This window comes from Gilliamella intestini (genome assembly GCF_900094935.1).
Taxonomy (GTDB): Bacteria; Pseudomonadota; Gammaproteobacteria; order Enterobacterales; family Orbaceae; genus Gilliamella; species Gilliamella intestini.
Map to the genome: position 1 here is coordinate 40,876 of NZ_FMBA01000010.1, position 25,582 is coordinate 66,457.

26 protein-coding genes are annotated in these 25,582 nt (G+C 34.8%); 12 read left to right on the plus strand and 14 right to left on the minus strand.

The window, feature by feature from the left end; translation table 11 throughout:
- A complete protein-coding gene (carA, locus tag GA0061080_RS04205; RefSeq protein ID WP_091121593.1) occupies nt 1-1,161 on the minus strand; it encodes a glutamine-hydrolyzing carbamoyl-phosphate synthase small subunit in 1,161 nt (386 codons plus the stop codon).
- Between the two features lie 270 nt (nt 1,162-1,431).
- Between carA and argF the strand changes: the two genes are divergently transcribed.
- On the plus strand, nt 1,432-2,442 hold the full coding sequence (argF, locus tag GA0061080_RS04210) for an ornithine carbamoyltransferase (protein ID WP_065625317.1): 1,011 nt from the start codon (nt 1,432-1,434) through the stop codon (nt 2,440-2,442).
- 99 nt (nt 2,443-2,541) lie between these two features.
- Nucleotides 2,542-3,039, plus strand: coding sequence for a phosphatidylglycerophosphatase A family protein (locus GA0061080_RS04215; RefSeq protein ID WP_034947327.1), 498 nt, complete (start codon nt 2,542-2,544; stop codon nt 3,037-3,039).
- 55 nt (nt 3,040-3,094) lie between these two features.
- Here GA0061080_RS04215 and nadK read toward each other — a convergent pair whose 3' ends face one another.
- Nucleotides 3,095-3,973 carry an NAD(+) kinase gene (nadK, locus tag GA0061080_RS04220; RefSeq protein WP_091121596.1) on the minus strand — a complete coding sequence of 293 codons (879 nt, stop codon included), beginning with the start codon at nt 3,971-3,973 and terminating at the stop codon, nt 3,095-3,097.
- Nucleotides 3,974-4,131: 158 nt separating this feature from the next.
- On the opposite strand from nadK, the gene grpE reads away from it, so the two are divergent.
- Nucleotides 4,132-4,716 (plus strand): nucleotide exchange factor GrpE, encoded by a 585-nt coding sequence (grpE, locus tag GA0061080_RS04225; protein WP_091121600.1) that lies wholly within the window; start codon nt 4,132-4,134, stop codon nt 4,714-4,716.
- Nucleotides 4,717-4,760: 44 nt separating this feature from the next.
- Here grpE and def read toward each other — a convergent pair whose 3' ends face one another.
- Nucleotides 4,761-5,273: a peptide deformylase gene (def, locus tag GA0061080_RS04230; protein WP_091121605.1), complete on the minus strand. Its 513-nt coding sequence runs from the start codon at nt 5,271-5,273 to the stop codon at nt 4,761-4,763.
- A 156-nt stretch (nt 5,274-5,429) separates the two neighbouring features.
- Between def and dprA the strand changes: the two genes are divergently transcribed.
- Entirely contained in the window at nt 5,430-6,536 is a 1,107-nt protein-coding gene (gene dprA, locus GA0061080_RS04235) for a DNA-processing protein DprA (protein ID WP_091121609.1), read from the plus strand.
- Between the two features lie 89 nt (nt 6,537-6,625).
- Here the strand turns inward: dprA and rraA are convergent, their stop codons facing one another.
- From rraA to GA0061080_RS04260, 5 genes are all read right to left on the minus strand, one after another.
- Nucleotides 6,626-7,117, minus strand: a complete 492-nt coding sequence (gene rraA / locus GA0061080_RS04240; RefSeq protein WP_034909391.1) for a ribonuclease E activity regulator RraA — start codon at nt 7,115-7,117, stop codon at nt 6,626-6,628.
- 89 nt (nt 7,118-7,206) lie between these two features.
- Entirely contained in the window at nt 7,207-8,109 is a 903-nt protein-coding gene (locus GA0061080_RS04245) for a 1,4-dihydroxy-2-naphthoate polyprenyltransferase (RefSeq protein ID WP_034909388.1), read from the minus strand.
- A 139-nt stretch (nt 8,110-8,248) separates the two neighbouring features.
- Nucleotides 8,249-9,409 carry an ABC transporter permease gene (locus GA0061080_RS04250; protein WP_065561699.1) on the minus strand — a complete coding sequence of 387 codons (1,161 nt, stop codon included), beginning with the start codon at nt 9,407-9,409 and terminating at the stop codon, nt 8,249-8,251.
- Between the two features lie 17 nt (nt 9,410-9,426).
- A complete protein-coding gene (locus GA0061080_RS04255; RefSeq protein ID WP_209435728.1) occupies nt 9,427-10,566 on the minus strand; it encodes an ABC transporter permease in 1,140 nt (379 codons plus the stop codon).
- Complete coding sequence (locus tag GA0061080_RS04260; protein ID WP_091121662.1) at nt 10,548-11,519, minus strand: HlyD family secretion protein; 972 nt, start codon at nt 11,517-11,519, stop codon at nt 10,548-10,550. Before GA0061080_RS04260 ends, GA0061080_RS04255 begins: the two co-directional genes overlap by 19 nt.
- A 347-nt stretch (nt 11,520-11,866) precedes the next feature.
- Between GA0061080_RS04260 and GA0061080_RS04265 the strand changes: the two genes are divergently transcribed.
- Complete coding sequence (locus tag GA0061080_RS04265; protein ID WP_091121611.1) at nt 11,867-13,159, plus strand: NAD(P)/FAD-dependent oxidoreductase; 1,293 nt, start codon at nt 11,867-11,869, stop codon at nt 13,157-13,159.
- A 77-nt stretch (nt 13,160-13,236) separates the two neighbouring features.
- Entirely contained in the window at nt 13,237-13,836 is a 600-nt protein-coding gene (locus tag GA0061080_RS04270) for a YiiX family permuted papain-like enzyme (RefSeq protein ID WP_209435729.1), read from the plus strand.
- Nucleotide 13,837: 1 nt separating this feature from the next.
- Here GA0061080_RS04270 and rnhB read toward each other — a convergent pair whose 3' ends face one another.
- From rnhB to fabZ, 4 genes are read right to left on the minus strand one after another with little or no spacing between them, the layout of a single operon-like run.
- A complete protein-coding gene (gene rnhB / locus GA0061080_RS04275) occupies nt 13,838-14,428 on the minus strand; it encodes a ribonuclease HII (RefSeq protein ID WP_091121614.1) in 591 nt (196 codons plus the stop codon).
- Nucleotides 14,422-15,573: a lipid-A-disaccharide synthase gene (gene lpxB / locus GA0061080_RS04280; protein WP_091121617.1), complete on the minus strand. Its 1,152-nt coding sequence runs from the start codon at nt 15,571-15,573 to the stop codon at nt 14,422-14,424. Before lpxB ends, rnhB begins: the two co-directional genes overlap by 7 nt.
- Nucleotides 15,573-16,352 carry an acyl-ACP--UDP-N-acetylglucosamine O-acyltransferase gene (gene lpxA / locus GA0061080_RS04285; RefSeq protein WP_091121621.1) on the minus strand — a complete coding sequence of 260 codons (780 nt, stop codon included), beginning with the start codon at nt 16,350-16,352 and terminating at the stop codon, nt 15,573-15,575. The genes lpxB and lpxA overlap by 1 nt, the downstream gene beginning before the upstream one ends.
- Nucleotides 16,353-16,396: 44 nt before the next feature.
- On the minus strand, nt 16,397-16,843 hold the full coding sequence (gene fabZ, locus GA0061080_RS04290) for a 3-hydroxyacyl-ACP dehydratase FabZ (protein ID WP_091121625.1): 447 nt from the start codon (nt 16,841-16,843) through the stop codon (nt 16,397-16,399).
- 218 nt (nt 16,844-17,061) lie between these two features.
- Between fabZ and fkpA the strand changes: the two genes are divergently transcribed.
- The 3 genes from fkpA to tusC are packed head-to-tail and all read left to right on the plus strand — an operon-like array spanning nt 17,062 to nt 18,610.
- Nucleotides 17,062-17,859 (plus strand): FKBP-type peptidyl-prolyl cis-trans isomerase, encoded by a 798-nt coding sequence (fkpA, locus tag GA0061080_RS04295; protein ID WP_091121630.1) that lies wholly within the window; start codon nt 17,062-17,064, stop codon nt 17,857-17,859.
- A gap of 19 nt (nt 17,860-17,878) precedes the next feature.
- Complete coding sequence (gene tusD / locus GA0061080_RS04300) at nt 17,879-18,244, plus strand: sulfurtransferase complex subunit TusD (protein WP_369332951.1); 366 nt, start codon at nt 17,879-17,881, stop codon at nt 18,242-18,244.
- A 12-nt stretch (nt 18,245-18,256) separates the two neighbouring features.
- A complete protein-coding gene (tusC, locus tag GA0061080_RS04305; protein WP_091121634.1) occupies nt 18,257-18,610 on the plus strand; it encodes a sulfurtransferase complex subunit TusC in 354 nt (117 codons plus the stop codon).
- Nucleotides 18,611-18,857: 247 nt separating this feature from the next.
- Here tusC and nagE read toward each other — a convergent pair whose 3' ends face one another.
- Entirely contained in the window at nt 18,858-20,351 is a 1,494-nt protein-coding gene (gene nagE, locus GA0061080_RS04310; protein ID WP_091121638.1) for an N-acetylglucosamine-specific PTS transporter subunit IIBC, read from the minus strand.
- A 249-nt stretch (nt 20,352-20,600) separates the two neighbouring features.
- On the opposite strand from nagE, the gene nagB reads away from it, so the two are divergent.
- Genes nagB through GA0061080_RS04325 form a run of 3 tightly spaced genes read left to right on the plus strand, consistent with a single transcriptional unit; the run spans nt 20,601 to nt 23,824 of the window.
- Entirely contained in the window at nt 20,601-21,407 is an 807-nt protein-coding gene (nagB, locus tag GA0061080_RS04315; protein WP_091121641.1) for a glucosamine-6-phosphate deaminase, read from the plus strand.
- 11 nt (nt 21,408-21,418) lie between these two features.
- Nucleotides 21,419-22,561, plus strand: coding sequence for an N-acetylglucosamine-6-phosphate deacetylase (gene nagA / locus GA0061080_RS04320; protein WP_091121645.1), 1,143 nt, complete (start codon nt 21,419-21,421; stop codon nt 22,559-22,561).
- Nucleotides 22,562-22,597: 36 nt separating this feature from the next.
- Nucleotides 22,598-23,824 carry an ROK family protein gene (locus tag GA0061080_RS04325; RefSeq protein ID WP_091121649.1) on the plus strand — a complete coding sequence of 409 codons (1,227 nt, stop codon included), beginning with the start codon at nt 22,598-22,600 and terminating at the stop codon, nt 23,822-23,824.
- 48 nt (nt 23,825-23,872) lie between these two features.
- Here the strand turns inward: GA0061080_RS04325 and asd are convergent, their stop codons facing one another.
- A complete protein-coding gene (asd, locus tag GA0061080_RS04330; RefSeq protein WP_091121653.1) occupies nt 23,873-24,976 on the minus strand; it encodes an aspartate-semialdehyde dehydrogenase in 1,104 nt (367 codons plus the stop codon).
- Nucleotides 24,977-25,582: the final 606 nt, after the last annotated feature.

Genomic DNA, 25,582 nt, shown 5'->3' on the forward strand with positions numbered 1-25,582 from the left:
TTATTGCTCCTGCTTATAAATTTTAATTAACTCAATAAAGTGGTCAAAAAGTGATGCTGCATCATGAGGCCCAGGACTGGCTTCGGGATGACCTTGAAAACTAAAAGCCGGTTTTTGATTGTGATGAATACCTTGTAATGAACCATCGAACAGTGATTTATGCGTCGCTCGTAAATGAGCTGGTAAGCTTGCTTCATCTACAGCGAAGCCGTGATTTTGTGCAGTGATCATTACCTTATTATTTTCTAGATCTTTAACAGGATGATTACCACCATGATGACCAAACTTCATTTTGATAGTTTTAGCACCACAAGCAAGCGCAAGAAGTTGATGACCTAAACAAATGCCAAAAATAGGAATATCTGTGTTTAAAAACTGTTTAATGGCATCAATCGCATAACTGCAAGGTGCAGGATCTCCTGGACCATTAGATAAAAAAATCCCATCGGGATTTAAAGCAAGGACTTGTTTTGCTGTCGTTTTTGCTGGTACAACAGTTAATTTACAACCACGCTCAACTAACATTCGCAAAATATTATGTTTTACACCAAAGTCGTAAGCAACAACATGATATGGTAATTGGCTTTCTGGTTTTGGAGCAGGCTGTTGCTGTTGCCTTGTCCATATGCCTTGTGACCAAATATAACTTGTCAAACAAGTCACTTCTTTGGCTAAATCAAGCCCACTTAATCCTTTAAAATCGATTGCCTGCTGTTTAGCTATTTCGGCTTTTTCAAGTAAGGTCGTTTTGTCCGTTGCTGTTATGATGACGCCATGCTGTGCACCTTTTTCACGCAAAATACGGGTTAAGCGCCGCGTATCAATATCCGCAATGGCAATAACATTATGTTTTTTTAAATAGCTAGAAAGGCTGAGTTCGCTTCGATAGTTGCTAGCTAATAATGGCAAATCACGAATAATCAAGCCTTTTGCATAAACTTGGTTCGATTCGGCATCGGTATCATTCGTTCCTACATTACCAATGTGCGGGTAGGTTAATGTAACCAATTGCTCACAGTAAGACGGATCGGTAAGAATTTCTTGGTAACCTGTCATTGAGGTGTTAAATACCACTTCCCCAACTGTTTGACCATCAGCACCAATTGATTTCCCGATAAATTGCGAACCATCTTGTAACATAAGGAGGGCATAAGTTTGCATGACTAAAAGATCCTTTGAATGAATTATCATGAATTTTGAATAAAAATTCAATTTTACCTAGCTACAAAGATACAATATTTGGTCATTTTATTACACTTTTTTGTACAAAAAAAGCAATATTATAAAAATTATTTTAATAATTAAGTCTAATTTTTGAGACTTATCTCAACATAAAGGTAAAATGTTAGGGTTATTATGATGTTTAACTTGAATTTGCATAATTATTCAAATAGAATCATTTACATCATTACGGTTATTAGGAGCTATATCATGCACGGTTTTTATCAGCGTCATTTTTTACGATTACTTGATTTTACCTCTACCGAAATCAATCAATTAATTAATCTTGCTATCGAATTAAAACAAGCCAAACAACAAGGGCAAGAACAACAACATTTGATTGGTAAAAATATTGCATTAATTTTTGAGAAAGACTCCACCCGTACGCGTTGTGCTTTTGAGGTTGGTGCATTTGATCAAGGTGCAAATGTCACTTATTTAGGACCAAGTGGTAGTCAAATCGGTCATAAAGAATCAATTGCGGATACCGCACGCGTGCTGGGTCGAATGTATGACGGTATTGAGTATCGTGGTTATGGTCAAGAGATCGTTGAAACATTAGCCCAATATGCTGGTGTACCAGTATGGAATGGCTTAACGACCGAAGCACATCCAACCCAAATTTTAGCCGATTTTATGACAATGAAAGAGCATATAGGCAATCGCCCATTAAGTAGCATTAAATTTGCCTATTTAGGCGATGCCCGTAATAACATGGGAAATTCGTTAATGGAAGGTGCGGCTTTAATGGGAATGGAAATTCGTTTAGTTGCACCAAAGGCCTGTCATCCCGAAGCCGAACTCGTACAAAAGTGCCAAGATATAGCAAAAAATACGGGTGCAAAAATTATCTTAACCGAAGATGTTGCCAAAGGAGTTAAAGACGTCGACTTTTTATATACTGATGTATGGGTATCAATGGGTGAGCCTAAGGAAGTTTGGGATGAGCGTGTTAAATTATTAACACCTTATCAAGTGAATGAAAATGTTATTAAACTTACCAATAATCCAAATGTCAAATTCATGCACTGTTTACCAGCTTTTCATGATATGAACACTACCGTCGGTAAACAGATGGCAGCTCAATATGGTTTAACCAATGGACTTGAAGTGACTAATGATGTGTTTGAATCTGAACATAGTATTGTTTTTGATGAAGCCGAAAACAGGCTACATACCATTAAAGCGGTAATGGTTGCAACATTAGCCAAAGATGAATAATATTGTCATAATCAATACTTAAATGCTTAGCTAAAAAATTAGGCACTTTCTTTTTGCCGGCTTAATGTCGGCAAATTTTATTTAAAAGAATATTGGATTATGACAAAACAAGAACGAAATAAAGATTTTAAAAAATTCCTCAAGTTAACCAATCCCATTCATTTTTTAGCTGTAGGACTAGGTAGTGGTTTATCTCCAATTATGCCGGGAACAATGGGATCGTTAATGGCGATTCCACTTTGGCTATTATTTTATGGTTTACAACCAGCTTTATACTGGGTATTTATTTTAGTGACTTTTATTTTTGGTTGTTTTATTTGCCAAAAAACATCGGATGATACCCATACGCACGATTCAGGACATATAGTATGGGATGAATTTGTTGGCATGTGGATCACCCTATTTTTTATTCCACAACTTTCTGTTATGTGGATTGCGATAGCCTTTGTAGCATTTAGGATTTTTGACATGGCAAAACCGTGGCCAATTCGTTGGTTTGATAAACGTATACCTGGCGGTTTTGGTATTATGGTGGATGATGTGATTGCAGCTATCTTTTCATCATTCACCGTTTATATCATGACATTAGTTATTTAAGATGTAATTTTATACTAAAACGCATACTTTCCTGAAAGTTTTTTACAAAAATAGACTAAAACATCTTTTGTGACCACCCTAACTTAGTCGAAAGATTATTAAAATAATCATAATCTTTGGTATGAATTAAATTAAATTCATATAAAGATCGGCGAATAATCACATCTTGCGTTGGTTTGACCGGTAAAATAATTTGGCTGTCACAGGCAATATTTAAATCAAGCGCAGTAGTTGGAAATTTAAGATGAATTGGGTTATTACCTTTGATAACCAATGGTCTAACTGCTAACGAATGCGGAAACATTGGCGTAATAATTAATGCATCTAAATGAGGCGCTAAAATAGGACCACCAGCCGATAGTGAGTAAGCGGTAGAGCCTGTTGGCGTTGCAATAATTAACCCATCAGCTCGCTGTGAAAACGCATTACGTTCATTAATGTAAACATCATAGTCAATCATGTGCGCTACAGTGTTAGGAGTAACGACTATTTCATTGACGGCAAAACCTGAATTAATCAAGTTACCATTATCATAAATCGACACCTCAAGTAAAAAACGTGGATCATCATCATATTCGCCAGCAATAACAGGGCTTAATTGTTCAATTACTTGTTCATGCGAGATATCCGTTAAGAAACCGAGATTACCTCGATTAACACCAATCACTTTGATTTTATAGTGTGACAAGTACCTAGCTGAACGTAGCATATTTCCATCACCACCTACAACAATAGCTAGGTCAGCTTGCTGGCCAATTGATTCTAACGAAGCGTAATGGCTAACCGAAAATTGAATATGATCCGCTAAGCGATCTTCAACTAGCACATGAATACCAAGACTAACAAGCCAATCATAAAGCACTTGATGAGTTTCGATTGCCTCTAATTTACGAGGAAGTCCAATGAGACCAATGCATTTAAAAGGTGTATTCATAAAATATCCTTGTTATTCTTTTATATAAACGATATGTATTTTTTCATCACAGGTCAAAAAATTACATATCAATTTACTGATAAGCTTGTAATCATAAAAATTGTCCCCATAATAACCGTAATTCACTAAGTTTTCGACTACATTATTTGGAGTACCTTATGACAGAGCAAGATAAAAATATGTCAGAAAATGAAACTAACATTGACACACCAGCTGAAGAAATAACAGAGCAAGAAGCTCCAGCGCAACCAAGTCTAGAAGAGCAATTAAGCGCAAAAGATGCACGTATTGCAGAGCTAGAACAAGCATTACAGTTGGCTAAAAAAAATGAAAACGAAGCCATGATTCGTGCGCGAGCTGAAATTGATAATGTTCGTAAACGTGTTGAACAAGATGTTGATAAAGCTCGTAAATTTGCACTAGAAAAATTCTCTAATGAATTATTACCCGTTATTGATAATTTAGAACGAGCTTTAGAATCTACAGATAAAACCAACCCTGAGCATAAAGCTACTGTTGAAGGGTTAGAACTGACATTAAAATCATTCCTAGATACTGTCAAAAAATTTGGTATTGAAGTGATTAATACTGAAGATTCACAACTAAATCCTGATGTGCACCAAGCAATTAGCATGGTTGAATCACCAGAACATCAATCGGGTCAAATAGTAAACACCATCCAAAAAGGCTATACCTTAAATGGCCGATTAATTCGTCCTGCGATGGTGATTGTTGCTAAATAGTTATCTTTAGATAGATTAACCGTCAATCACTATGACGGTTAATCTTATTGATTCCGTTGCTCCTCACGAGCAAGTTTCTTCATTTTTTGTTCAATTCGTTGACGTTTTAATGGTGAAAGATAATCAACAAAGAGTTTACCTTTTAAATGATCCATTTCGTGTTGGATACAGATAGCAAGTAACTCATCGGCATCAATTTCATAAGGATTGCCATGACGATCTAGTGCTTTAATTTTGATTTTTTCTGCTCTTGGCACAAATCCACGACAATCAGGTACCGATAAGCACCCTTCCTCAATACCCGTTTCACCTTCTTGGCTTATCACTTCAGGATTGATGATCACATAAACTTGGCTTTTATCTTCTGATACATCAATAACAATAATTTGTTCATGTACATTAACTTGGGTTGCAGCAAGCCCAATACCATTTTCGTCGTACATAGTTTCGATCATGTTATCAATGATCGTTTGTAGCTCAGGGGTGAACTTGGTAACAGGCTTAGCAACTTTGCGAAGTCGCTCATCAGGAAAACGTAATACCGGTAAAATAGCCATAAATTCTTCGATCTACTCCTCAAATTTCGGGTTTATTCAAACTATTGCTCATTGTAAACATTTATCATACTGATGAATAGCCCTTGTTGGCTATTGGTAGTATTTATCTTATCAATTCAAGATATCTAAATCATTTAAAACGAGTGCGGAAAGATTATGATGAGTAAATATGAATTCTTATTAAGAATTTCAATGGTTGGATATGGAAAACAAAATATTTTTGAAAAAATTGGACAGCTTTTTGCTAACGGTTTACCAAGTAGCATACAAAATGTGTCTTGTTTGTTAAATAAACTAGGATTGTCGGATGTTCAATTAGTACGTTTTTATGAAACATCATATCTTCATTTAGAACCAATACTTGAATGGTTAGAATCACCCCACCCACAAAAACACCTTATTGCTTATTGTGATAGCGATTATCCTTTATTACTTAAACAAATTTGTTCTCCGCCTTTATTGTTGTTTGTTTTAGGTAATCGGCAGTTATTACATTCACCTCAATTAGCTATGGTTGGAAGTCGTGAATTTAGTGAATATGGAGCACAGTGGGGACGATATTTTGCTAGTGAGTTAGCTATTAATGGTTTAACAATAACTAGTGGTTTGGCGCTTGGATTAGATGCTATTTGCCATCGTGGCGCACTTGAAGTATCGGGTTATACCATCGCAGTGTTAGGCAGCGGCTTAGCAAAAATTGCACCAAGATCAAATTTAAACTTAGCCAATGATATTTTGGCGCAAGGTGGGACAATTGTATCCGAATTTTTTCCATTTGAAAAAGCCAGATCTGTCTATTTTCCTCGTCGGAACCGAATTATTAGCGGGTTAAGTTTAGGAACTTTTGTGGTTGAAGCTTCAGAGAAAAGCGGCTCGTTAATTACTGCGCGCTATGCACTTGAACAAAATCGAGATGTATTTGCCTTACCTGGTGATATTAACAATGAAAACTGTAGTGGAACTCACTATTTAATTAAACAAGGCGCTTATTTAGTTTCTAAACCAGTTGATATTTTAGAGCATTATTACAGTTATTTATCAGCAGTAAATAGCTCGTGTAATCAGCTTAAAGAAGAACCAAATAATTCTATTTTATACCCTGAAATTTTTGCTGTGATTCATCATCAACCTATCCCTGTTGATATTATTGCTCAACAAGTAAATATGTCGATTTCAGAAGTGGCCGTCAAATTATTAGATATGGAACTAGAAGGTTTAATAAAGACGGTAACAGGTGGTTATATTCGTAATCGAGTGATTTAAAATTAAAGATGTTTTTGTTAAAAAGTTTCAGGTAAATATACGTTTAAGTATAAAAACCACCGATAGATACCGGTGGTTCATACTATTTTTTATTTATCTTCAATTTCAAGAGCAATTTCAGATAGGATGATACCTGTATTATCAGCATAGACAAAATCACCTGAGAAGAAAGTCACTCCACCAAAATTAACACGAATATCAATTTCACCAATGCCTTGATCTTCAGCACCAACAGGAATAGCTGCTAGAGCTTGAATGCCAATGTCGGCTTCAGCTAGATAATCAACTTGGCGAACAGCACCATAAACAATTATTCCTTCCCATTGATTTTGAACAGCAATATCTACTAGCTCTGCATCAATTAGCGCTCGACGAACAGAGCCACCCCCATCAATAACAAGGATTTTTCCTGAGCCGTCTGATTGCAAAATTTCGTATAGTAAGCCGTTATCTTCAAAACATTTAACTGTTACAGCTTGACCTGAAAACGATGCTACGCCACCAAAATTACTAAATATTGGTTCAACTACGTTAACATCTTCTGGGTAATAATCGCAAAGAATTGAAGTATCAAACTCCATTATCAAGTCTCCTTTTGCTGTGATATATAAGTTTATTTAGTATAACGCTAATGCCAAGTAAAATGATATTAAAATTAAATAAACGTGAACTAGCTCAAAATAATCCCCAAACAATAAAGTAAATTAGTCAATAAAGCAAGTTTGACCATCTGTAATAATAAAGGTACCCCTTCTTTGTGCGTATTAAATTGAAAAACCATATAAATATGCTTAATAAATAACGGTAATGTTAATATAAACAAACCGCTCCAGATTGTTTGTAATTTATTGTATGCAAATAAACTTAGCGAACAAAATGCTATGAGTAATAGCAATAAATGATAATATCGCCCCATACATTTACCAATCATTACTACCAATGTACGCTTATTACTTTTTCGATCTAGTTCTATATCACGAAGGTTATTGATATTAAGCACAGCAACGGATAACAAACCACAGCCTAAAGAAGGTAAAATAATGGATAAAGAGAATACCTTAGTTTGCAAGTAGAAACTACCCATGACGCCAATCAAACCAAAAAAAGTAAGTACTGATAGATCGCCAAATCCAATATAGCCGTAAGGTTTTTTACCCATGGTATAAGTTATTGCGGCAACAATAGATAATAATCCTAATAATATAAAAATAAATAATTCATAAATATTATTACAAGCAAATATAAGCAAAATCAGCCCAAATAAAATACATAAAAAAATATTAATCCATAGCGCTATTTTTAGCTGCTTAAGTGTAATTAAGCCTAATTGTATACCTCGATTATGGGCAGTAAGATTGTTTTGATCGCTACCTTTAATTTCATCTCCGTAATCATTGGCTAGATTAGAAAGAATTTGTAACAATGATGCTGTAATTAATGAAAACAGTAGTATCCAAAAACTAAATTGATGTTGCCAATAAGCTAGTGCATTACCTACTAATATCGCAGAAAGAGAAAGAGGTATGGTTTTTAACCGTAAACTAATAATCCATGGGTAAAATTTATTGTACATTCAAAGCGTTATTATTTTTAGTGAAAACTATAAATCATAATAACAGGAATACTGAATCAATTCACTGTGTTAGTAATAAAAAGCTCCTTCAGTAAAACTCAGATTTTTTCCGTATATGCACTTTACCCATATTTATCATTTAGCTACGCATTTTTAAATATCGAAACGTTTTCATTTTTCTAAATATACTTCTAACTTTTCCTTCTCGTAAGGCTGATATGAAAATACCTAACGAACTATATATTACTCCTAGTAAAAGTATCATAAATATATTTAACCAGTTATCTGATAAGCTTAACCCCATTTGATTCACTCCTGCAATCATATTGGTTGCCCAAGTTGAAGGTAGAGAATAAGAAACACATTGCACCCATAATGGCATTGCATCAATAGGCCAAATTGTTCCTGAAAGATAGAAAACAGGTGTGGTTAAAAATGCTAATGTAAGATATATCATCTCAGTACGGCGTAAACATTCTGTTAGTAATTTGCTCAAACCTAGCGCACCAAGCAATAATGGAAATGTCATGATTAATATTTCGGGAATGCTAGCTAATTGCCGATAACCAAGTATCCAAGGCCATAAACCAAATAATACAATAGATAAAAATAACCAAATAGGTAATAACCCACATAAACTGCCAAAGACAACAATTTTAGGCGGTTTGCCTTGAGGTAGCGAATTTAAGGTGATATTAGTACGAGTTGAAGCAATTAAAAAAGAGTGCTGTAGCAACATGACTAACAAACCTGGAAAGGTAATGGCAGCAAAACTGATGCCTGCATTATAAAGTGGTTCGGTTTGACCTTTTATAGGTGATAAAATAATATTGATCTGTTTATCTGAAAATCCGTTATTACGCATTATTTTAGTATTATATTCAGTCAATATCTGCTGATATATCCCTTTTATATCAACTTGTATTAAACCATTAGCTAAACGACTTGAAGCATCACCATATGCAGGAATTGTAACTTCTTCACCATTTATTAGACGCTTTTCAAAATCTCTTGGAATTGTGATCACAGCAAAAAGTTTACGATTATTGATATCATCATAAGCCTGAAGAGAGCTTTCATAAATAATTGTATCAATTTTTGAACTTGTTTCTAATGAGCGAATTAAACCACGGCTTGTTGGAGTATGATCTTGATCAACAATTGCTATCGGTAAATTAGTGATAGTTCCATTAATATAAACAAGGCTCATTAATGATACTGACAATAGTAACAATAACCACATTGGTCGTCCTAACAGATAAAAGAATATTTTTATAAATGAAGACCAAAATATTTTAATCATCTAAATTTATCCTCTTACTGTGAATGTAAACGTCTTACTAGACGCTTTCTGACTAACACGGTAATAATAATTGGATAGATCATTAAAATTCCGCATGTTTTTAACACCGATAAATAACTAGAGTGACGCAAAAACAGATCGAACAGTTTATTTAGTGCATAAGTTAATGGTTCAAGCGAAGAGATAAATCTAGCAATCCATGGCATGGATAGTTCAGGTACAACAACACCAGAATAAGTTAATGCAAGTCCAACTAAAATACCTATATAAGTATAGGCATCAATAGGAGTTTTAGTAAAAGTGTATAGCAAAATACCAATGCTTTGTGCTGCAATAACATAGAAAAATACCACTATCATCATGGCAAACGGAGAACCTGATACACGCGCATTAGAAAACAAAACGAGCAAGGCAATTTCAAAAATGAGCAGCATAGTAAACCAAATTGTATAAGGTGCTAATTTTCCTAAAACAAAAGGGTAGCTAGGACGAGTTCGCTTTGGCAACTGTGCTAAAATGTGAATTGTTGTGGTTACAACAAATAGCTGCAATAAATGCACTACTGCGGAAAATTGTTGGAAGTACATTGAGTTACCACTAGCATTAAATAAACCATCATAATTAAAGTTAACTTTTGCCAATGGGGGAACTGGCATGCCAATGCTAGTAGCCATGGTGGTTCGATATTGGGTATTGATTGTTGCTATCAACCCAGAATAATCCATGATCGAATATAATCCAGCACTATAATATAACGCATTATAATAAAGCATTGGTGTAGGTTGGCGACCTGATAATACATCCGCTTCAAAATTAGGTGGAATATAAAGTAGCGCATAAATTTTTGCTTTTTGTAAATCACCTTCTGCCAAAAAAAGCTCATTGCCGTAATTGATAAGATTAGCATGCGCACCAGCATTAAGATTACGCACAATCTCGCGTGATAAAACACTTTTATCATTATCAATATAACCAACAGGAAGATCGAATAAAACACCACGATAGAAGATACTACTGATTAATACAAAAATAATAAGAGGTAAAATCCACATTAACCAGTGAAAAGTAAACCGCCTAAAAATTTGTGGTATTTCGGCGTTAAACGCCTCTTTAAAACGATGCCAGAAATCTAACATTATTTGTCTAGCTTCCATAATGTGCTCATACCTGCACGTAAACCTTCAACTGGTGCAATAGGATAGAGTCTGACTTCAAAGGTTTTCAAATCAAAATCCCCTGTTGCTCTTGTTGCACGTTTTGTTGCATAATCACCCATTGGTGCTATATAACGAATTTCAGCTTCAATCTCTTTGTAATTGAGTGCAGGTACTTGAAGTATAATATGATCGCCTTTGCGAATATTAGACATGATATCTTCACGCAAGTTAAATACAAAATAAGCTTGAGGCAGTTGGATCACGGTTAATAATGGGCTGTTAGCATTAAACAATTCACCGACTTCAGCAGCAATAGAACCTATTTCACCTGCTACTTGCGCTTTAACTTGTAAATCATCATATTGTATTTGTAGCTGTTTAAGTTGCTCTTCGGCTTCTTCTAATTTGGCTGCATAAATTTCACGTTGCTCAATACGATCTCCATTTTTAGCTTGATCTAAATTAGCTTGTGCTGATTGAACCTGTTGAAAAGCTGAATCACGTGTTTTTAATGCGCTATCTAAGATAGATTGAGAAACATAACCTTTGGCCGAAATAGCTTTGTTACGCTCATATTCTTTGGAAGCATTATCATATGTTACCTTTGCTTGCTCAAGAACTGCTTCATAATAACGAATGCTTTCTTCACGAGTTCCATGCTCCGAAAGCGCTAATTGAGCTTTTGTTTGGTCTCGCGCAGCTTCAGCCGCTTTGACTTGAGCTAAAAGCTCAGGGCTATCGAGAGTAATAAGAATATCCCCAGGTTTAACGTCATCACCCCGATGGGCATGAATTACTTGCACTCTACCTTTGGCTTTAGAAGCAACGCTAACATTCGGCGCATCAACTTCGCCTTGTAATATAAGTGGGCTATTGTGTGAGCGAATTAAAATCGTCATTGATATCAAAATAACGATTAACGTAATGATAATAAAAATTTTTTTATTCATAAAATTTTGTGTATAGAGTGATGGTAAAGACATAAGGCATAAAAAATTAAAATGATCATATACTATATTTTATAAACATATGACCACTTTTATTTTTGCATTATACGAAAAGTGCTTTATAAGCGTTAAATTCAACAAAAATCATTTTAAATAAAAATAGTATTAACACTATTTTCACTACTAAAGCAAATAATTTTTATACTATAGATGCTTTTTAACAATTGTAAACCATCACTTTAATAGGTTTTATATATAAATGACATTAGTCAAAAAAAATAGATAAAAATCTATGTATTTAGTAAAATATTTAATAGTTTAAAATATAAAGTATTAAAAAAGGATTAAATATGATAAAAAAAATAGTTATTATTGGTGGTGGCGCAGGAGGATTAGAATTAGCAACTGACCTTGGCGATAAACTAGGAAAAAGAAACCAAGCTGAAATTACGCTAATAGATAAAAATAGTTATCATATTTGGAAACCTTTATTACATGAAGTTGCCACCGGCGTTTTAAGCGAACAAGCAGATAAAATTGATTATACTACACAAGGTCAACAACACGCTTTTCAATTTATTCAAGGTGCTTTTACCGATCTTAATCGTGAAGAAAAACAAGTTATTATTAACAACTCAAATAATGAATCTGTTTCTGTTCCATATGATATTTTAGTTGTAGCAATTGGTAGTACTTCAAACGATTTTGGGACACCAGGAGTAAAAGAACATTGTATTTTTTTAGATGACCAAAATGCTGCAATTCGTTTACGTGAAACACTCATTGCAAAATTTGCCAGTTTTTGTTCAATTATTGATGAAAATGAAGCAAAAGATGAAGATAAAATCCGTATTGCTATTGTTGGCGGTGGAGCAACTGGCGTTGAATTAGCTTCAGAATTACCTCATATGGTTGAAACCTTTGGCACTTGTGGGCGTAATAAAATGTGTTCTGACTTACTGGATGTATCTGTTATTGAAGCAACCGATCGCATTTTACCGGCATTACCTGAAAAGACAGCATTAGGTATTACTAAAACCCTGCAACAGCGCGGAATTCATGTGTTGACTAATACCATGATAACTAAAGCGCAAAGCGATGGTTTTTATCCAAAGGAAGGCGATATTATTAGCGCAGATATTATGATTTGGACCGCAGGCGTAAAAGCACCAGACTATTTAAAAGATATTGCTCGTTTAGAATCAAGCCGTTCGAATCAACTTGTGGTTAAACCAACATTACAAACAACGCGCGATGATAATATTTTTGTTATTGGTGATTGTGCATATGCTATGCAAGACAGCGGGCGAGCTTCACCAGCAACTGCACAAGCTGCACATCAAATGGCAAAAATATGCTATGAAAATATTATTAACAAATTAAATAATAAACCAATGAAGTTATTTAAATATACGGATAATGGTACAATTATTTCTTTGCATGATACTGCACAAGGTGTAGTTAAAATTGCCGGTAAAGGAGAAATGAACGTTAAAGGATTTTTTGCTTTAATGATTCATCGCCTGTTGTATCGCATGCATCAAGCAAGTCTGTTAGGTATTGTCAAAACAATTCGATTTGTTAAAGCTAGTAAAGAGATGTATAAAAATAAATTTGCTTCTATCTTTACTCATCAAGATTAGTTTCCCATTTAGATAGCTACTTACAAAATACTATTTTATAAGTAGCTATTCATTATTTACAGGTAAAGGTAAATTTAATGCGTTTTATTATGTTGTTTATGCTGTCTTTAGTTAGCTTTATTAGTATTGCTAGTTATAAACCTCAAGATGGTGATATTATTTTTCAATCCTCACAATCAAGACAAAGCTTGGCAGTTGAACAAGCTACAAACTCTCCATACAGTCATATGGGAATTATTTTCATTAAAAATGGCAAACCATATGTTTTTGAAGCTGCTAATAAAGTAATTTATACCCCGCTAAATAGTTGGATTGCGCGTGGTAAAAATAAAAAATACATCATAAAACGTTTAAAAAATCACGATTTATCCAATAACGAAATTGCTAAATTAAAGCGAGTCGCAAGTAGTTTTGAAGGCAAACCTTATGATATCTGGTTTGGTTGGGACAATAATTATATCTATTGTTCTGAGTTAATCTGGAAAATTTATGATAAAGCACTTAAATTGAAAATTGGTCAATTACAAACTATCAAAGATTTTAATCTTTCATCACCTGCCGTGAAGCAAAAACTAAAAGAACGTTATGGAAACAAAATTCCTTATCAAGAAACGGTTATTTCACCAGTTTCTATTTTTAATTCCCCCTTGCTGATAACAGTTGACAAACAATGGTGAATTAAAATAATGCTAAACTCTTAACTGGTGAAAAACTTTTACGATATAAATGATTAATACCATGTTCTTTTATTGCCGCTAAATGTGCTTTAGTTGGATAACCTTTATGTTTAGCAAGACCGTATTGTGGATATAATTTATCAAGCTCAACCATTTCACGATCACGCGTAACTTTGGCTAAAATGGATGCAGCACTAATTTCTGGCACTAATAAATCACCTTTAACTACAGCTTGTGTTTGTATACCAAAATCAGGGCAACGGTTGCCGTCAACTAATACAAAATTGGGTTTTATGGGTAATCCTGATACTGCCCGTTGCATAGCAAGCATGGTGGCATGTAATATATTTAATTTATCAATTTCATCAACCGATGCTCTTGCAATACACCAAGCTAAAGCATCTTGTTTGATAATATCAAATAAATGTTCACGTTTTTTTTCAGTTAGTTTTTTGGAGTCAGTTAACCCTTTTATTGGTTTGTTAGGATCTAAAATAACTGCAGCGGTAACTACATCGCCACAAAGCGGACCTCGCCCAACTTCATCAACCCCTGCAATCAAAGTAGCATCTGGATAGGTAAACTCTAGCAATGTGGCTCCTTTAATACATCAAACACTGCTTTAGCAGCTTGTTCATCAGCATTACAACGAATTTGATTATGCAAAGATAAAAATGTCTGTTTTAATTCTGAATTATCAGTTTCTAAAAAAGGAATAATGCGATTAACAATATTTTCAGGAGTGCAATCTTGTTGTAATAATTCTGGCACAATCTCTTTACCCGCTAAAATATTCGGTAATGAAACATAAGGTGTTTTAATCAATTTTTTAGCAAGCCAAAAGGTAAAAGGCTTCATTTTGTAGCCAACAACCATTGGGCATTTAGCTAACATGCTTTCTAATGCCACAGTACCCGAAGCCAAGATTGACGCATTACTTGCAATCATTGCCTCACGAGCATGACCATCTAATAACTGCATTTCAAGTTGTGGAGCAATTTCTGTTTTAATCTGCTCAAACTCTTGTCGTCTTTTTGCGTTAACTAAAGGTACTAAAATATGTAAATCTGGGTAGCGTTGGCGTAATAACTGCGCTGCTTTTAAAAAGGGAGCTGATAATAATGCCACTTCAGCATGACGGCTACCCGGTAATAAAGCTAAACAACGGCAATGTAGTGGAATACCTAATTGTTGACGCATTGCAGTTTGATCTGGATTAAGTGGGATATCGTCTGCCATTTTATGACCAATAAAACGACAAGGTACATCAAACTTATCATAAAACGTTTTTTCAAACGGTAAAAAAGCCAAAATAAGGTTGGTGTTACGTTTAATTTTGAACACCCGTTTTTGTTTCCAAGCCCAAACAGATGGACTCACATAATGGATTGTTTTAATGCCTGCTTGTTTTAACTTACCTTCTAAAGAAAGATTAAAGTCAGGTGCATCAATGCCAATAAATATATCAGGTTTAAGTGCAATTAAACGCCTAGTAATATCTTTGCGAATTGCTAAAATTCGGCGTAATCGACCTAAGACTTCAACAATGCCCATCACCGATAACTCATCCATTTCATACCAAGCTTCACAGCCTTCGGCTTGCATTTTAGGACCAGCAATACCAACAAAATGAATATTAGGATAATGATTTTTGAGTGAACGAATTAGACCTGCACCAAGAATGTCGCCAGAGGTTTCTCCAGCGACTAAAGCTATAGTTAATGGTTTATTTGTCATTAACGGATAATGCCTCGCGTAGAACGGGCAAAAAAGTCAATAAATAATTGGATTTCAGGATATTGTTTGGCAATGGTTTCGATTTCAATTTTAGCTTCATCTAATGTCAAACCATTTCGATAAAGGATTTTATAGGCATTACGAATCGCCTGCAAAGCATCTTTACTAAACCCACGACGTTTTAAACCTTCGTAATTGACGCCATGTGGAGTGGCATGATTACCTTGAGCAATAACATAAGGCGGAACATCCTGTGCAACTCCCGAACAGCCACCAACCATAACATGCGATCCAATCACACAAAATTGATGCACAGCAGTCATGCCACCAATAATAACATAATCATCTAATTGGACATGCCCGCCTAACGTCGCATTATTGGCTAAAATACAGCGATTACCAATATGGCAATCGTGTGCAACGTGAGCATTAATCATCAATAGGTTATCGCTACCAATACATGTTAACTCTCCTCCTTGCACCGTGCCACGATGAATTGTCACACTTTCGCGAATCATATTACGATCGCCAATTTCAGTGCGTGTTGGTTCTCCACGATATTTTAAATCTTGGTTTACTTCACCAATTGAAACAAATTGATAAATTTGGTTATCTTTACCAATTTTGGTATACCCATTGACGACGACATGCGATTTTAAAAAAGTTCCATCACCAATTTCAACATGTTCACCAATAAAACAAAAAGGCCCAATTTTGACGTTTTCACCAATCTTTGCCCCTTTTTCAATTACTGAACTAGGATGTATTTCTGTTGCCATAGCGGTTCCTTAATACTGCTTTGGAGATACTCTAAAAATCGATGCTATTTGCGAGCGCACATCATTTCTGCTTCACAAACTAACTTACCATCAACGGTTGCAACACCATGAAATAACGCAATGCCTCGACGTTCTTTGATATATTCAACATCTAACACAATTTGATCGCCAGGTACAACTGGACGTTTAAAGCGTGCTTTATCGATTGACGCAAAGTAATAAAGCTGCCCAGGTGAGAGCTCTTCAATGCTCTTAAATGCTAAAATCCCTGTTGCTTGCGCCATGGCTTCTAGAATTAATACACCAGGAAAAATGGGTTTATTAGGGAAGTGTCCTTGGAAGAAAGGCTCATTCACAGTAACATTTTTTATTGCTTTTAATGTTTTACCTTTTTCGTAACTAAGAACTCGATCGACCATTAAAAATGGATAACGATGAGGTAACAGGCTGATGATTTCTTCGATATCAAGGGTATTAAGTTCGGTAGTCAAAATAGCTATCCTTATACATTATTTACTATAAATTTTGTACATTATAACTGAGGATACCACTTTCACTCAAGGATGATTTAAATTGCTAAATATGCTTGCCTTAATGTATTATCAATATATAAATATAAATTTATAAAATAAATGATTTGTAAATACTGTATTATCCTATATCAAATCATATATAATTACCTAAAAAGTTTATAACTTGGAGAAGTAGAATGAAATCATTGATTAAAATGACGTTAGTAAGTAGCGCAATTGTATTAGCATTAGCTGGTTGTGATAATAAAAATTCACCGAATAAAGTAACAATTTCAACTGATGCACAAAAAGAAGCCTATGCATTAGGTTCATCATTTGCAACATACATGAGGTCAGATTTAGAGCAAAGTGAAATTAAGACAGATGAAGAATATTTAATTAGTGGCTTTAATGAGACTTTCCACGGTTCATCTCAACTTTCAAAAGATGAAGTTAAAACCATTTTATATGCGTTTAATAAACGAATGCAAGAAGAAAGTAAAGATCGTTTTGAAAAAGAAAAAAATGAAAATACAAAATCTGGTAATAAATTCCGTACACAATTTGCTAAAAAAGATGGTGTAAAACAAACAAAATCAGGATTACTTTATCAAATCATTCAAGAAGGTTCAGACCGTCATCCAACTGCTCAAGATACAGTCATTGTTCATTATACAGGAACACTAACTGATGGACGCAAATTCGATAGTTCTTATGATCGTAGTGAACCTGCAACATTCCCTCTTAGTACTGTTATCAAAGGGTGGGCTGAAGGAATTCAATTAATCGGAGTTGGTGGAAAAATCAAACTTGTTGTACCACCTGATTTAGCTTTTGGAGACCAGAGTTTTCCTGGTCAAGAAGGTAAAGCTAGAATCGAACCTGCATCAACATTAGTGTTTGAAGTTGAATTACTTGGCATTGATGGTGATAAAAATGACACAAATGAAGCACCAAGGGAAGAACCTGCATCAGAACCAGAACAAGCAGAATAACAAGCAGCTGACTCACTTGATTGATTCATTAAGTTACACGCTTATTATTATGGGTCCTGCTTATGGGACCCAATCAGCTTATTGCGCATACCAATTTGCTCAAGCTTTACTGTCTAATACTCCTCATACGATTAAAAACATCTTTTTTTATGCCGATGGCGTTTATAATGGCAATAGCTATACTGATCCTGCTAGCGATGAGTTTGATTTAGTTTCAGCTTGGCAAGAACTAGCAAAAACACACACCTTAACGTTAACTATTTGTGTTGCAGCTGCACAGCGACGCGGTATTATCGAAAACAATCTTGCAGATCATTTTCAATTAACTGGTCTTGGTGAACTTAGCGAATCAATAGCGACAACCGATCGAACCATTCAATTTTAAATTAAGACTGAAATGAAAAAACTAGCAATTATTATCAGCTCACCACCTCACGGGAATGCCAAAGGCCGAGAAGCACTTGATATCGCATTAGCCACATCTGCTATTAATCAGGTTTCTGTTTTTTTTATTGATGATGGTGTATTCCATTTATTACCAGAACAACAACCCCATAAAATTTTAATGCGTGATTATATTGCAACTTTTAATATGCTTGAGCTTTATGATATTGATGATGTGTACATATGTGAATCTTCACTCAAATCGAGAAATCTAATTCAAATCCCTCATAATATTCCTAGTAAAGTTATTAATACCCAGTTATTAAATCAACTATTAACGACTAAAGATGTAATTTTGCGATTCTAGTTTTATACTTAAAGCAAAACCTTACACAACAGCAAGCGTATATCTAAACAAAAATCGGTCAGAAAAATAATTGATTTTATTGAAGTTTTTATTTTTTAACAAAAAATATATTGTATTGTTTATAAATAGTGCAAGGGATATGTAAAGTTAAATCAAATAAATAATCCACTCTATTTGTTGCTTATTTAAATAGAGTGGATTGTTACATTAGTTTTATTTAATTTGTTTCTTATTTTATACTAATTGACTAAACAAGTTTTTTCATCTCATCGGCAATTTTTTCGGCCTGAGTACCTACAATAATTTGCACACCTGTTTTACCGAGTTTAATTACAGCCATCGCACCAAGTGCTTTAGCTGCTTGTTCATCAACCAATTCTGAATCATTTACCCCTAAACGCAAGCGTGTAATACAGCAGTCGATGTTAGTTAGGTTTCCTTTTCCACCAACAACCGCTAGATATTGTTCAGCTAGTTTAGAGCTGTCGCCAATTACTTGTTTTTGCTGAGTGTTTTCAGCTGACAAAACAGTAGTATCTTCATCTTCACGGCCCGGTGTTTTAAGGTTGAATTTTACAATTACAAAGCGGAATGCAACATAATAAACAACAAAGAACACTAAACCTTGAAGTATAAGCATATACCAATGTACAGCAAGTGGATTACGACTAGAAAGTAGCATATCAACTAAGCCAGCACTAAAACCAAATCCCGCAATCCATTGCATCGCTGCGGCAATATAAAGAGAAATACCGGCTAAAATAGCATGTAAAACATAAAGTAATGGCGCAACAAACATAAACGCAAATTCTAATGGTTCAGTAACGCCAGTAAAGAATGCAGCAAAAGAAGCCGCTAACATGATTGATGCAGTTTTATCTTTATTGCCTTTTTTAGCCGTATGATACATAGCTAGCGCTGCACCAGGCAGACCAAACATCATAACAGGGAAGAATCCAGCTTGGTAACGACCTGTAATTCCAACTGTAGCTAAACCGTCTTCAATTGATTTTTGCCCACCTAGGAAGTTAGGAATATCGTTGATACCAGCCACGTCGAACCAGAATACTGAGTTTAAGGCATGGTGTAAACCTACAGGAATAAGTAAGCGGTTAAAGAATCCATAAATACCAGCACCCACAGATCCTAATTCTTTAATATATTTACCAAAAGCAACTAGTGCGTCATAAATAGTTGGCCAGATAAAATATAAAACAGCTGAAACTAATAGCATCACAACTGAAACAACAATTGGTACTAGTCTTTTTCCACTAAAAAAAGATAGTGCTTTATGTAATTCAACCCGACTAAAGCGATTGTAAAGTTCGGCTGCAATAATACCAACAAGAATACCAATAAATTGATTGTTTATTTTACCATATGCAGCAGGAACTTGCTTTAACCAGTCATCTGCTTTTGTGTCAATACCATTAAATAATGCAATAGAATTTGGAGAAAGTAAGGTGGTTACCACTAAAAAACCAACCAAACCAGAAAGTGCAGCTGCGCCATCTTTATCTTTAGACATTCCATAAGCAACACCAATAGCGAAAAGTATTGGCATATTATCAATAATTGCTCCGCCAGATTTAATTAAAAAAGCGGCTACAATACTATTTTGCCCCCAACCGTTAGGATCGATCCAATACCCAATCCCTAGTAGTATTGCAGCAGCTGGTAGAACTGCCACAGGCACCATAAGTGAACGCCCGATACGTTGCATATAAGCTAAAATTCCCATAAGTTTAACCTCATATAGTTATTAGGGGTACATAATAAAAAGTAATAAAATTTTACACCGTTAAGTGATGATAATTAAGTATTATTATTCCACTCTATATTATTTATTTTACTTCGCAAATTAATTATTCTTTTTTTGTGATTTAAATCACCATTTTTTTTGATTAATTAGTTTAATATAGTAAAATAAAGGCAACATATTTTATTTCAAGAAAAAAGTTTTTAATTATATTACAAGAGGTAACGCTACATGAGACTTATTCCTTTAGAAAATGCACAAGAAGTCGGTGCTTGGGTTGCACAGCGCATTGTTAATAAAATTAATGAGTTTAAACCTACTGCAGATCGTCCATTTTTATTGGGGCTGCCAACAGGTAGTTCACCATTAGTTATGTATCAACAATTGATTAAACAATATAAAGCAGGTAACGTCAGCTTTAAACATGTTGTAACCTTTAATATGGATGAATATGTTGGCATTCCAGAAGATCATCCACAAAGCTACCACACATTTATGTACGAAAATTTTTTCAATCATATTGATATTGATAAGAACAATATCCATATATTAAATGGTAATGCGCCAGATATTGATCAAGAGTGCCGTCAATATGAAGCCAAGATCAAAGCTTACGGCAAAATTAATATCTTTGTTGGGGGGGTAGGTCAAGATGGGCATATTGCTTTTAATGAACCGGGATCTTCACTTTGTTCACGTACACGCATCAAAACATTAACTGAAGATACACGCATTGCTAATTCTCGCTTTTTTGATAATGATGTCAATCAAGTACCAAAACATGCGTTAACCATTGGTGTTGCAACTTTAATGGATGCACAGGAAGTTATTTTATTAGTTTGTGGTCATAACAAAAGTTTAGCATTACAAGCTGGTGTTGAAGGGGCTGTTAATCACCTTTGGACTGTCACTGCACTACAAATGCATCCAGCATCAATTATTGTCTGTGATGAACCAAGTACTGATGATCTTAAAGTGAAAACGCTAAAATATTTTAAACAAATGGAAGCTAATAATCTTAAAGTGACCATTTTATAAAGGATAACCCAATGTATGCATTAACAAATTGCCGTTTTTATACAGGTTATGAAATTCTTGATAACCATGCTGTTATTATTGATGGCAATAAAATTACAAAAGTCTGTAAACAAAACGAATTACCTACAGATATCAAAATTGAAAATTTACAAGGTGCACTTGTTGCACCCGGATTTATAGATATCCAAGTTAATGGTTGTGGTGGTGTGCAATTTAATGAAACGCTTGATGCACTGAGCGTTGAAACATTAGAAGCCATGCAGGCAACAAATCTTATTTCTGGTTGTACAAGCTATTTGCCTACATTAATTACCTCAACTGATGAATTTATGATAAAGGCAGTTAAAGTGATGCGTGAATACTTAGTCACACACCCTAATCAAGCACTTGGGTTGCATCTTGAAGGGCCTTATATCAGCCCTGAAAAAAAGGGAATTCATGACGAAAATATTATTCGACAACCGTCGCAAAAAATGATTGATTTTCTTTGCGAAAATGCTGATGTGATTAAAATCATTACTTTAGCGCCAGAAAGAGTTGAAAGCCATTTCATTAAGCAATTGGTTAATGCCGGCATTCATGTTTCAGTTGGCCATTCAAATGGTCATTATGATGATTGCCGTAGAGGGTTTAATGACGGTATTCGTTTAGGAACGCATCTATTTAATGCTATGCCTTATATTTCTGGCCGAGAACCTGGTGTAGTTGGTGCAATTTATGATGAACCTGAAGTTTATGTTGGCATTATTGCTGACGGTCAACATGTCAGTTGGGCAAATATCCGCAATAGTCACAAAATAAAACAAGATCATTTAATTTTAGTTACTGACGCTATGCTACTTGCCGCTTCTAATTTAGAGTCGGGCGTATTTGCAGGTAAAACCATTTATTATAAAGATGGTCGCTGTGTTGATGAAAATGGCACATTGGGTGGTTCATCATTAACCATGATTGAAGCCGTAAAAAACACAGTTGAATATGTCGGTATTGCACTAGATGAAGCGTTAAGAATGGCAACGCTATATCCTGCCAAAGCAATCGGTGTGGATAAAGAGCTTGGCAGTATTAGCGAAGGAAAAATTGCAAATCTTGTTATTTTTAATCGTGATTTTTCAATCGTTAAAACGGTTGTTAACGGAAAGACGAGCCGCTAAAATACCAGATAATTGATCAAGAATATTGAGTAATATATGACATTTAATTATCTGAATTTAGTGGGTAATGCTGAATTAATTAAGCAACTAAATTATGCAATGATTTATCGCTTGATTGTTCAGCAAGCACCACTTTCTCGTATTCAATTAGCTGAAATTAGCCAATTAGCACCAGCAAGTATTACCAAAATAACTCGTCAACTGATTAAAAATAAACTAATTAAAGAAGTCGATGCTCAGCAATCAACGGGCGGGCGTCCTGCAGTTTCAATTGAAGCAAAATATGGACAATATCAAGCCATTGCGGTGCAATTAAGTCGTTCACATGTCACAATAGAGCTATTTGATTTAGGTGCGAAATGTTTGGTATCAAAAAGATATCCACTTACTAACTTTACTGAGCAACAGGTACAAGACTACTTAATTGCATTAATTGAAGATTTTATTAAAGAAAATAATAAGAAAATAAAATATTTAATAGCAATATCGATTGTATTACCGGGATTAATTGACTCAGTCAATGGTATTATCCGTTATACGCCACATATTCAAGTAAAAGAATGGGCTTTAGCCGACATACTACAAAAACACTTTAATGTTTCCATTTTTGTTGGGAATGATATTCAAAGCTTAGCATTAGCTGAAAGTTATTTTGGATCAACCCAAAATGTCGATGATTCTATATTAATTCGTGTTCATCGGGGAGTTGGTTCTGGTGTTATTGTTAATCAGCAACTGTTAACAAACCACAATCAAAGCGCTTGTGAAGTAGGGCATATTCAAGTAGATGCATTAGGTGAACGTTGTCATTGTGGTAACTTCGGTTGCTTAGAAAATCGTGTCGTTAATAAAGCTATTGAACACCGTGCTAAACAGATGATTGAACAAGGTTATATTTCAAAACTTACTGCCGAGCAATGCGATATCAATCATATCTGTCAATATGCTAATCAAGGCGATGAACTTGCCATCAAACTTGTCAAAGATGCGGGTGAAAATCTTGGCAGAGCGGTTGCTATTATGGTTAATATTTTCAATCCTCAACGCATCGTATTAGCAGGTGAACTCACTAAATCACCCGAAATCTTACTAAATGCAGTAAATAGTGCGCTAAATGCACAAAGTCTAGAAGAACTACGCAAAAATCTTACCATTACTTGCTCACCGCTAGATGATAGGTCGGCAATTGGTGCATTTGCATTAGTGCAGCAGGCTTTATTTAATGGTTCGCTACTAATGACACTACTTGAAGAGAATCTATAGTATACCCTATCATATGTAAATTAAGCCCGATAATTCGGGCTTTTTCAATTAAGCTAAAATACGTAAAATTCTACGCAGCGGTTCTGCAGCCCCCCACAATAGTTGGTCACCTACAGTAAAAGCAGACAAATAATCTTTACCCATATTCAATTTACGTAAACGCCCAACAGGTGTAGTTAAAGTTCCTGTTACTGCTGCTGGGGTAAGTTCACGCATTGAAAGATCACGATCATTCGGCACGACTTTTACCCAATCATTATGAGCTGCAAGCAGTTTTTCAATTTCAGGAATGCTGATATCTTTTTTCAATTTAATGGTAAAAGCTTGGCTATGACAACGTAATGCTCCAATACGAACACAAAGCCCATCAACCGGAATAACTTGGCTAGTACCTAAAATTTTATTGGTTTCTGCCTGCCCTTTCCACTCTTCTTTACTTTGTCCATTATCTAGCGCTTTATCGATCCAAGGAATTAAACTTCCTGCTAATGGCACACCAAAATTATCTGTAGGTAAACTACCATCACGCATTTTTTGGGTCACTTTTCTCTCAATATCCAAAATAGAGGAATGCGGATCTTGTAGTTCTTTTGCTACTTCGGCATTTAGCATACCCATTTGAGTTAATAGCTCACGCATATGGCGAGCACCACCACCAGACGCCGCTTGGTAAGTGGAAACAGAAACCCAATCTATAAGATTTTCAGCAAATAACCCACCTAATGACATTAACATCAAACTAACCGTACAGTTACCGCCTACAAAAGTTTTAATACCTCTATTTAAAGCAGCATGAATATTAGCTTTGTTTACAGGATCAAGAACAATAATTGCATCATCTTCCATGCGTAACGTTGAAGCTGCATCAATCCAATAACCCTGCCAACCTGTTGCACGTAATTTTGCGTAAATCTCTGAGGTATAATCACCACCTTGACAAGTGACAATAATATCTAATGCCTTTAAAGCATCAATATTATCTGCGCTTTGTAATATACCTGTTTTTCCACCAAAAGTTGGGGCTGCTTGACCTGCTTGAGAAGTAGAAAAGAAAACAGGATTGATATAATCAAAATCATGCTCTTCAACCATACGTTGCATAAGCACAGAGCCCACCATTCCACGCCAACCGACAAAACCAACATTTTTCATAATTTATTTCCAATTAGTAGAGGTTATATAAAGCAATATTTTTATCTATTAAAACAAAATATCACCATAAAACAAGTAAGATAAGAATTATTTTTAGATAAGAGCAAATAATAACGTGGTGTTATATATTGAAAGAAAAAACCACGACAACAGCAAACAAAAAACGAATCATCATATCTAAAAAAACATAAGGTGTAGGAAAACGCAGAGTTGTTTACACTTCATGGTTAAAATAATCCTCTAAAAACTCATAAGGCGTTTTCCCTGAAATCGCTTTATGCGGTTTAACGGTATTATAAAAGCTAATAAACCGCTTAGGCTTTAGTTGTCATTTTTTTGCGTCACTAACTATTTGCTGATTATGTAACTTTCTATTAATGTACGCATCACTATTTCCGCTTTCCTATTCGTTTGTGGCAGGTGGTTTTAGTAAATTTTTCTTGATATGCCGGTTATTACACAGCTTATCTAAACAAATATTTTAACTAAAAAAATAAAGGCAGTGCCATTTTTGTCAAAAACTTTCAGGAGTGTACTACGTTTATGTAAAAAATCCTAAAAAATCATGCATAAATAAACAAGGGTAACGTTATTATTATTGCTTTT

Coding starts and splice junctions, on each gene's coding strand:
- lpxA (WP_091121621.1), bottom strand. CDS start 16,352: ATGGCAACAGAAATACATCCTAGTTCAGTAATTGAAAAAGGGGCAAAG.
- asd (WP_091121653.1), bottom strand. CDS start 24,976: ATGAAAAATGTTGGTTTTGTCGGTTGGCGTGGAATGGTGGGCTCTGTG.
- grpE (WP_091121600.1), top strand. CDS start 4,132: ATGACAGAGCAAGATAAAAATATGTCAGAAAATGAAACTAACATTGAC.
- GA0061080_RS04215 (WP_034947327.1), top strand. CDS start 2,542: ATGACAAAACAAGAACGAAATAAAGATTTTAAAAAATTCCTCAAGTTA.
- nagB (WP_091121641.1), top strand. CDS start 20,601: ATGAGACTTATTCCTTTAGAAAATGCACAAGAAGTCGGTGCTTGGGTT.
- rraA (WP_034909391.1), bottom strand. CDS start 7,117: ATGGAGTTTGATACTTCAATTCTTTGCGATTATTACCCAGAAGATGTT.
- nagA (WP_091121645.1), top strand. CDS start 21,419: ATGTATGCATTAACAAATTGCCGTTTTTATACAGGTTATGAAATTCTT.
- GA0061080_RS04270 (WP_209435729.1), top strand. CDS start 13,237: ATGCGTTTTATTATGTTGTTTATGCTGTCTTTAGTTAGCTTTATTAGT.
- GA0061080_RS04325 (WP_091121649.1), top strand. CDS start 22,598: ATGACATTTAATTATCTGAATTTAGTGGGTAATGCTGAATTAATTAAG.
- lpxB (WP_091121617.1), bottom strand. CDS start 15,573: ATGACAAATAAACCATTAACTATAGCTTTAGTCGCTGGAGAAACCTCT.
- GA0061080_RS04260 (WP_091121662.1), bottom strand. CDS start 11,519: ATGAATAAAAAAATTTTTATTATCATTACGTTAATCGTTATTTTGATA.
- tusC (WP_091121634.1), top strand. CDS start 18,257: ATGAAAAAACTAGCAATTATTATCAGCTCACCACCTCACGGGAATGCC.
- dprA (WP_091121609.1), top strand. CDS start 5,430: ATGATGAGTAAATATGAATTCTTATTAAGAATTTCAATGGTTGGATAT.
- carA (WP_091121593.1), bottom strand. CDS start 1,161: ATGCAAACTTATGCCCTCCTTATGTTACAAGATGGTTCGCAATTTATC.
- nadK (WP_091121596.1), bottom strand. CDS start 3,973: ATGAATACACCTTTTAAATGCATTGGTCTCATTGGACTTCCTCGTAAA.
- fkpA (WP_091121630.1), top strand. CDS start 17,062: ATGAAATCATTGATTAAAATGACGTTAGTAAGTAGCGCAATTGTATTA.
- GA0061080_RS04255 (WP_209435728.1), bottom strand. CDS start 10,566: ATGGAAGCTAGACAAATAATGTTAGATTTCTGGCATCGTTTTAAAGAG.
- GA0061080_RS04265 (WP_091121611.1), top strand. CDS start 11,867: ATGATAAAAAAAATAGTTATTATTGGTGGTGGCGCAGGAGGATTAGAA.
- nagE (WP_091121638.1), bottom strand. CDS start 20,351: ATGGGAATTTTAGCTTATATGCAACGTATCGGGCGTTCACTTATGGTG.
- GA0061080_RS04245 (WP_034909388.1), bottom strand. CDS start 8,109: ATGTACAATAAATTTTACCCATGGATTATTAGTTTACGGTTAAAAACC.
- def (WP_091121605.1), bottom strand. CDS start 5,273: ATGGCTATTTTACCGGTATTACGTTTTCCTGATGAGCGACTTCGCAAA.
- argF (WP_065625317.1), top strand. CDS start 1,432: ATGCACGGTTTTTATCAGCGTCATTTTTTACGATTACTTGATTTTACC.